The organism is Deinococcus pimensis DSM 21231 (assembly GCF_000519345.1).
GTDB lineage: Bacteria > Deinococcota > Deinococci > Deinococcales > Deinococcaceae > Deinococcus_A > Deinococcus_A pimensis.
In genome coordinates, this window is the sequence record NZ_KI912670.1 from 30,248 (window position 1) to 30,904 (window position 657).

The 657-nt window shown below is 75.0% G+C and carries 1 protein-coding gene; it reads right to left on the reverse strand.

Annotation, left to right across the window (positions count from 1 at the left end; all coding sequences use genetic code 11):
* The coding region (locus DEIPI_RS32715) for an SDR family NAD(P)-dependent oxidoreductase (RefSeq protein WP_052351833.1) at positions 1 to 657 on the reverse strand (657 nt) is incomplete at both ends.

Below are 657 nucleotides of genomic sequence, written 5' to 3' on the forward strand. Positions count from 1 at the left end.
TGCGCGCGCCGCTCGCGCTCCTCCACGCCCGCCAGCAGCCGGTCGAGGGGGCCGGGCAGCAGCACCGCCGCGAGTTCCTGCGCGCGCAACCACCAGGGCGCCACGCGGGCCCTGCGGGTCACGACCGCGAAGGCCATCACCTGCGCCGCCTCGCGTGCGGAGAGCGCCGGGAGCCTTTGGTACTGCTTCGTCGGGGCGCTCATGGGCGTCCGCACGAGCGGCAGGTACACGCTGGTGCAGCGCACGCCCCGACCCCGCAGTTCCAGCGCGAGCCCGCGCAGCCAGACGTCGAAGGCGGTCTTGCTCGCCTGATACGCGGTCCAGCGCGGCGCGGCGGGCGGCTTCACGGACACGGTGGAGCTGCTCACGACGTGGCCGCCGCCCTGCTCGATCATGCGCGGCAGCAGGGCGAGGATGAGCGCGGCGGGCCCCGTGAGGTTCACCCTCACGAGCCGGTCGAGGTCCCGTCGACTCGTCCCGTCGAGCGCGCCGCGCCTCACGGAGCGTCCGGCGTTGCTGACGATCACGTCGAGCCTGGGGTGCTCGCGCTGCACGAGGTCCGCGAACCGGACGACGTCGTCCTCGCGCGACAGGTCGAGCGTGTAGTGGTCGGCGCGTCCGCCCGCCGCGCGCACCTCGCGCGTGACGGCCGCGAGC